We start from the raw sequence: 5789 nt of genomic DNA, 5'->3' as shown, positions 1-5789 counted from the left end.
ACTCCAGGGTGCGGAGTGACGGCCGGAGGCGTTCCCGGCGGAGCGTCAGCTCGCCTTGGCGGTACGGGCGGTCAGCGCCGGACGACGGCGGCGCTGCTCGGGGATGGCGGCCCGCATCGTCGCGACCGTCGGGGCGGCCGGCGCCACCGGAGCGGCCTGGCCGACCGCGGCGAGCCGCACCGGGCGGTGCGCGACCGCGTGCGAGAACGGCTGGGTGCGCCAGTCCAGCCCGCTCGGAAGCTTGAACAGCGCGTCGATCCCGGCCGGTTCGGCGTCCTCCGGGGCCTCGACCTCGGCCAGGTCGTCCGTCGGGGTGCCCGAGCCCGGGCAGATCGCGGGGGCGAAGGGGTTCCAGGCGGTCGGCAGCAGCGCGTGCTGCGGAAGCCGGTCCTCGTCCGCCACCAGGGCGATCGGGCGGCGGCACTCGGGGCAGTCGACCCGGAAGATGTCCCAGCTCTCCGCCTCGCCGGGGTCGGTGCCCGGCATGTAATCGACCGCGAGGTCCTCGCGGTCGGTCATATCGTCGGTCTCGTCGGCGCCCAGCACACGCTGGTCAGTAGCAGGCATGAGGATCCCCCTAGGATCGGGCCCGGCGTGGTCGTCCAGGGCCACAACCAGCACTTCCCTGTGATCCGGACTCATAATCCTGCGGTCCCGTGCACCGTGATGCACCGGGTGTGTCCTTGGCCACACCGGATGCCACATTCGCCCGGCATGTGCCCGCCCGGTACCTGCGATCCCTCCCCGTGCCACCGCGTGCGCCCCCCGTGCTCCCGACCGGGTAGGTTTGCGCACTGTGGAGGATCTCGACCAACGCATCGTCCAGCTGCTCCTCGAAGACGGCCGGATGAGCTACACGGACCTGGGCAAGGCCACCGGCCTGTCCACCTCGGCGGTGCACCAGCGGGTGCGCCGCCTCGAACAGCGCGGGGTGATCCGCGGCTACACCGCGATCATCGACCCCGACGCCGTCGACCTGGCGCTGACCGCGTTCATCTCGGTCAAACCCTTCGACCCGAGCGCCCCCGACGACACCCCCGAACGGCTGGCCGGCCTGCCCGAGATCGAGGCCTGCCACAGCGTCGCCGGAGACGAGAACTACATACTCAAGGTCCGCGTCGGAGCCCCCGGCGACCTGGAGGACCTGCTCGCCCGCATCCGCAGCGCCGCCGGCGTCTCCACCCGCACCACCGTCGTCCTGTCCACCCCGTACGAGGCACGACCCCCGAAGCTCTGACCGCGAACGGGTGGGGTGCAGACTTGGCCGCATGACCGAACGCACCCCACGGACCGTCCTGCTGCGCGGCGGCGCCGTCTACAGCCCCGCCGACCCCTTCGCCACCGCGATGCTCGTGGAGGGCGGGCACGTCGCCTGGGTCGGCAGCGACGGCGCCGCCGAGGCGTACGCCGCGACCGCCGACGAGATCGTCGAGCTGGACGGCGCCCTGGTCACCCCCGCCTTCGTGGACGCCCACGTGCACGCCACCGCCACCGGTCTGGCGCTCACCGGCCTCGACCTCACCGGCAGCCCCTCGCTGGCCGCCGCCCTGGCCGCCGTCACCGCCTTCGTCGACGCCCGGCCCGAGCCCGGCGGGGTGCTGATCGGCCACGGCTGGGACGAGAGCGGCTGGCCCGAGGGCCGCCCGCCCACGCTCGCCGAACTCGACGCCGCCGCCCGCGGCGCCGCCCTCTACCTCTCCCGCACCGACGTGCACTCCGCGCTGGCCACCACGGCGCTGCGCGGCCTCACCGAGGGCCTGGCCGAGGCGCCCGGCTTTGACCCCGAGGGCCCGCTCACCAAGGACGCCCACCACGCCGTCCGGCAGACCGCGCTGGCCCGGCTCACCCCCGAGCAGCGCCGTCGCGCCCAGCGGGCCGCCCTGGCCCGCGCCGCCGAGCTCGGCATCGGTGCCCTGCACGAGTGCGCCGGCCCGGAGATCTCCTCGGAGGCCGACCTGGCCGCCCTGCTGGCGCTCGCCGCCGACGGCGAGGGGCCCGAAGTCTTCGGTTACTGGGGCGAGTTGGGCGGTGTCGAGACCGCCCGCCGGCTCGGTGCGGTGGGCGCCGGCGGCGACCTCTTCGTGGACGGCGCGCTCGGCTCGCACACCGCCTGCCTGCACGCCCCGTACGCGGACGCCGGTCACACCGGCACCGCCTACCTGAGCGCCGGGCAGGTCGCCGACCACGTCGCCGCCTGCACCGAGGCCGGGCTCCAGGCCGGGTTCCACGCGATCGGCGACGCGGCCGTGGCCGCCGTGATCGAGGGCGTCCGGGAGGCCGGCGCCCGGGTCGGCGCCGACCGGGTCAAGGCCCTGCGCCACCGCGTCGAGCACGCCGAGGCCCTGGACGACAAGGCCGTCGCCGCCTTCGCCGAACTCGGCCTGACCGCCTCCGTCCAGCCCGCCTTCGACGCCGCCTGGGGCGGGCCCGAGGGCATGTACGTCCAGCGCCTGGGCGCCGAGCGGGCGGCCGCCCTCAACCCCTTCGCCGCGCTGCTGCGGGCCGGCGTCCCCCTGGCCTTCGGCTCGGACGCCCCGGTCACCCCGCTCGACCCCTGGGGCACCGTCCGCGCGGCGGCCTTCCACCGGACCCTGGACCACCGGATCTCGGTCCGGGCCGCCTTCACCGCCCACACCCGGGGCGGCTGGCGCGCCGTCGGCCGGGACCAGGACGGCGTGCTGGTCCCCGGCGCGGTCGCCAGCTACGCGATCTGGGCGGCCGGCGAGCTGGTCGTCCAGGCCCCCGACTCCCGGGTGGCCGGCTGGTCCACCGACCCGCGCTCCGGCACCCCCGGCCTGCCCGACCTCACCCCGGGCCACCCGCTGCCGACCTGCCTGCGCACGGTCGTCCGCGGCCGCACGGTGTACCAGCGGTAAACCCCGTGGAACGGCGGGCCACCAGACCCTAGGTTGATCCCCATGACCGACCTGGTACCCGCCGACTTCACCGTTCCGCGCGAGCTGCTCGCCCCGGAGTTCCGCCTGGAACCCCTGGGCGAGCGGCACAACGCCTCTGACCACGCCGCCTGGACGGGCTCCGTCGCCCACATCCGCGCCACCCCCGGCTGGGCCGGCCGCGGCTGGCCGCCCGCCGACGGGATGCCGCTGGAGCGGAACCTCGACGACCTGCGCCGGCACGCCGCCGACTTCGAGGCCCGCACCGGCTTCACCTACACCGTCCTGGAGCCGGACCGCGACGAGGTGATCGGCTGCGTCTACATCTACCCGGACCGCGAGGACCCGTCCGCGGTCTCGGTCAGCTCCTGGGTCCGGGCCGACCGCGCCCACCTGGACGCCCCGCTGTACCGCGCCGTCTCCGACTGGCTCACCGGGCACTGGCCGCTGCGGGAGGTCCGCTACACCCCGCGCTGACCCCGCTACCACCCTGAGCTCACGGGCCGCCGACCTTCCGGGGTACCTTCTTCGCACAGCGTCCGAACAGCAAGCCCCAGGAAGATGGTGCGCCGGTGGCCACTCCCGTCACCCAGGAACGGCCCGAGGCCGTCCCCGAGCCGCAGGAGCCGGCGCCCCGGGCGAGCCGCGGGGCCCGCGCGCTCGCCAAGGTCCGCGCCGGCCTCCCGCGCACCGGCCTCGCCGCCCTGGCCGGCCTGCTGCTGGCCCTCGCCTTCCCGCCGTACGACCTGTGGCCGCTGTCGCTGCTCGGCGTCGCCGCGCTGTCGCTGCTCACCCGGGGCCGCACCTTCCGCCAGGGCCTGTGGACGGGCTTCGCCTTCGGCCTGCCGTTCTTCCTGATGCTGCTCAGCTGGCTGCGGGTGGTCGGCTGGGACGCCACGATCGGCCTGTCGGTCGTGGAGGCGCTGTTCCTGGCCCTGCTCGGCGGCGCCCTGGCCGTCACCTCCCGGCTGCCGGGCTGGCCGCTCTGGGCGGCCTGCCTGTGGATCACCCAGGAGTGGGCCCGCGACCGGCTGCCGCTCGGCGGCTTCCCCTGGGGCCGGCTCGCCTTCGCCAACACCGCCACCCCGTACACCCCGCTGGCCGCGCTCGGCGGCGCGCCGCTGGTGACCTTCGCGGTCGCCCTGTCCGGCGCCCTGCTGGCCTGGGCCGCCCTGCGGCTGTGCGGGCCCGGCAGGGCTCCGAAGGCCGCGGCGCTGGCCGCGCTCGGGGCGGTGGCCGCGCTGCTGGCCGGCTACCTCGTCCCGGTGCCCACGGCCGCGGCCGACACCGTCAAGGTCGCCATCGTCCAGGGCAACGTGCCCAACCCGGGCATGGACTTCCTGGGCCGCCCGATGATGGTCCTCAACAACCACGCCGCGGCCACCGAGCGGCTCGCCGCCGACATCAGGGCCGGCAAGGTGGAGCGCCCCGACATCGTGATCTGGCCGGAGAACTCCTCCGACCTCGACCCGTTCAGCGACCCGCTGGCCCGCCAGCGGATCGACGAGGCCGTGAAGGCGATCGGCGTGCCCACCCTGGTCGGCACCCTGGTGGACGGCCCGGACGCGCAGCACGTCCAGAACGAGGGCATCGTCTGGGACCCGGTCACCGGCCCCGGCGCCTCCTACACCAAGCAGCACCCCGTCCCGTTCGGCGAGTACGTGCCCTTCCGCGCCCAGCTGATGAAGGTGATCACCCGCCTCCAGCGGGTCGCCCGGGACTTCTACCCCGGCGACCACAACGGCGTGATGCAGCTCGGCCCGGCCCGGATCGGCGACGTGATCTGCTTCGAGGTCGCCTACGACGAGATCGTCCGCGACACCGTGGACAGCGGCGCCCGGGTCCTGGTCGTCCAGACCAACAACGCGACCTACGCCAGGACCGGCCAGCCCGAGCAGCAGCTGGCGATGAGCCGGCTGCGGGCGGTCGAGCACGGCCGGGCGGTGCTGATCGCCGCCACCAGCGGCATCAGCGCGGTGATCGGCCCGGACGGCAGCGTCCGGCAGCGCACCGAGGAGCTGACCGCGGCCGAGCTGTCGGCCACCGTCCCGCTGCGCGACGGCACCACGGTGGCCGACCGGGTCGGCGCCGCCCCCGAGTGGACGCTGGCCGTCGGCGGCCTGCTGGCCTGCGGCGCGGCGGTGCTGGTCGGCCGCCGCCGGAAGGCCCCGTCCGGAACACCGGCCGGGCAGGAATCGTTGGACCAGGTGGTGCCGTAGCCGGCCCGGACCTCCCGTGCGGCGCGCAGAGCACCGCTTGGAGTGGATTCGTACCGTGACCCAGCAAGCTACCCCCACCCGTCCGGCCCCGCGTAGCAGGCTCCGCCGGGTGCTGCCGCTGCTGATCACCGCCTGGCTGGTGCTGGAGATCTGGCTGCTGGTCCAGGTCGGCTCGTGGCTCGGCGGCCTCACCGTCGTGCTGCTGCTCGTCGCGGGCGTGCTGATCGGCGGCTCGCTGATCAAGCGGGCCGGGCTGAAGGCGCTGTCGGCGGCGATCGAGCAGAGCAAGAACCCGCAGTCCCAGCAGCCGCAGACCGGCACCAGCATGACCGTGCTGGCCGGCCTGCTGCTGATCGTCCCCGGTTTCCTGACGGACCTGGTGGCCCTGACCCTGCTCTTCCCGCCCACCCGGGCGCTGTGGCGGGCGGTCGGGCGCCGGGCCGCGGACAAGGCGCTGCGCAGCACCTCCGTGGCCGGCGCCGACCCGTTCGCGGACGCGATGCGGCTCCAGGAGCAGCTGCGCATCCACCGCCCGGACGGCAAGGTGGTCCAGGGCGAGGTCGTGGACCCGGAGGCCGGCCCGCGCGGCCCGCAGGGCCCGGACCCGAGGAGATGGCGATCCGCGAGCTCACCCTGACTTGATCACACAGAGCTGACTCGCACTGTGTCGAAGAAC

At 75.1% G+C, this 5789-nt stretch carries 6 protein-coding genes; 5 read left to right on the top strand and 1 reads right to left on the bottom strand.

All coding sequences use genetic code 11. The features are described 5' to 3' along the window. Nucleotides 1-45: 45 nt before the first annotated feature. A complete protein-coding gene (locus tag ACFU6K_RS29375; protein WP_380668066.1) occupies nucleotides 46-567 on the bottom strand; it encodes a hypothetical protein in 522 nt (173 codons plus the stop codon). A 229-nt stretch (nucleotides 568-796) separates the two neighbouring features. Here ACFU6K_RS29375 and ACFU6K_RS29370 point away from each other — a divergent pair, with 229 nt between their 5' ends. The 5 genes from ACFU6K_RS29370 to fxsA all read left to right on the top strand — a co-directional run bounded on the left by ACFU6K_RS29370 (nucleotide 797) and on the right by fxsA (nucleotide 5750). Continuing rightward, the gene (locus ACFU6K_RS29370) at nucleotides 797-1237 is read left to right on the top strand and encodes an Lrp/AsnC family transcriptional regulator (protein WP_045694655.1); all 441 of its coding nucleotides are present in this window, start codon (nucleotides 797-799) and stop codon (nucleotides 1235-1237) included. 31 nt (nucleotides 1238-1268) lie between these two features. Further along, complete coding sequence (locus ACFU6K_RS29365) at nucleotides 1269-2876, top strand: amidohydrolase (RefSeq protein ID WP_380668064.1); 1608 nt, start codon at nucleotides 1269-1271, stop codon at nucleotides 2874-2876. Nucleotides 2877-2918: 42 nt separating this feature from the next. Beyond that, nucleotides 2919-3371: an N-acetyltransferase gene (locus ACFU6K_RS29360; RefSeq protein WP_380668062.1), complete on the top strand. Its 453-nt coding sequence runs from the start codon at nucleotides 2919-2921 to the stop codon at nucleotides 3369-3371. Between the two features lie 95 nt (nucleotides 3372-3466). Further along, nucleotides 3467-5113 carry an apolipoprotein N-acyltransferase gene (gene lnt / locus ACFU6K_RS29355; RefSeq protein WP_380668060.1) on the top strand — a complete coding sequence of 549 codons (1647 nt, stop codon included), beginning with the start codon at nucleotides 3467-3469 and terminating at the stop codon, nucleotides 5111-5113. Nucleotides 5114-5168: 55 nt separating this feature from the next. Continuing rightward, nucleotides 5169-5750, top strand: coding sequence for an FxsA family membrane protein (fxsA, locus tag ACFU6K_RS29350; RefSeq protein ID WP_380668058.1), 582 nt, complete (start codon nucleotides 5169-5171; stop codon nucleotides 5748-5750). Nucleotides 5751-5789: the final 39 nt, after the last annotated feature.

Source organism: Kitasatospora sp. NPDC057512 (assembly GCF_042802135.1).
Lineage (GTDB): Bacteria > Actinomycetota > Actinomycetes > Streptomycetales > Streptomycetaceae > Kitasatospora.
This window is presented reverse-complemented; position numbering and strand designations above follow the sequence as displayed.

What these genes read in the sequence shown, in the direction of transcription:
- ACFU6K_RS29360 (WP_380668062.1), top strand. Translation starts at nt 2,919, where the DNA reads ATGACCGACCTGGTACCCGCCGACTTCACCGTTCCGCGCGAGCTGCTC.
- ACFU6K_RS29365 (WP_380668064.1), top strand. Translation starts at nt 1,269, where the DNA reads ATGACCGAACGCACCCCACGGACCGTCCTGCTGCGCGGCGGCGCCGTC.
- ACFU6K_RS29375 (WP_380668066.1), bottom strand. Translation starts at nt 567, where the DNA reads ATGCCTGCTACTGACCAGCGTGTGCTGGGCGCCGACGAGACCGACGAT.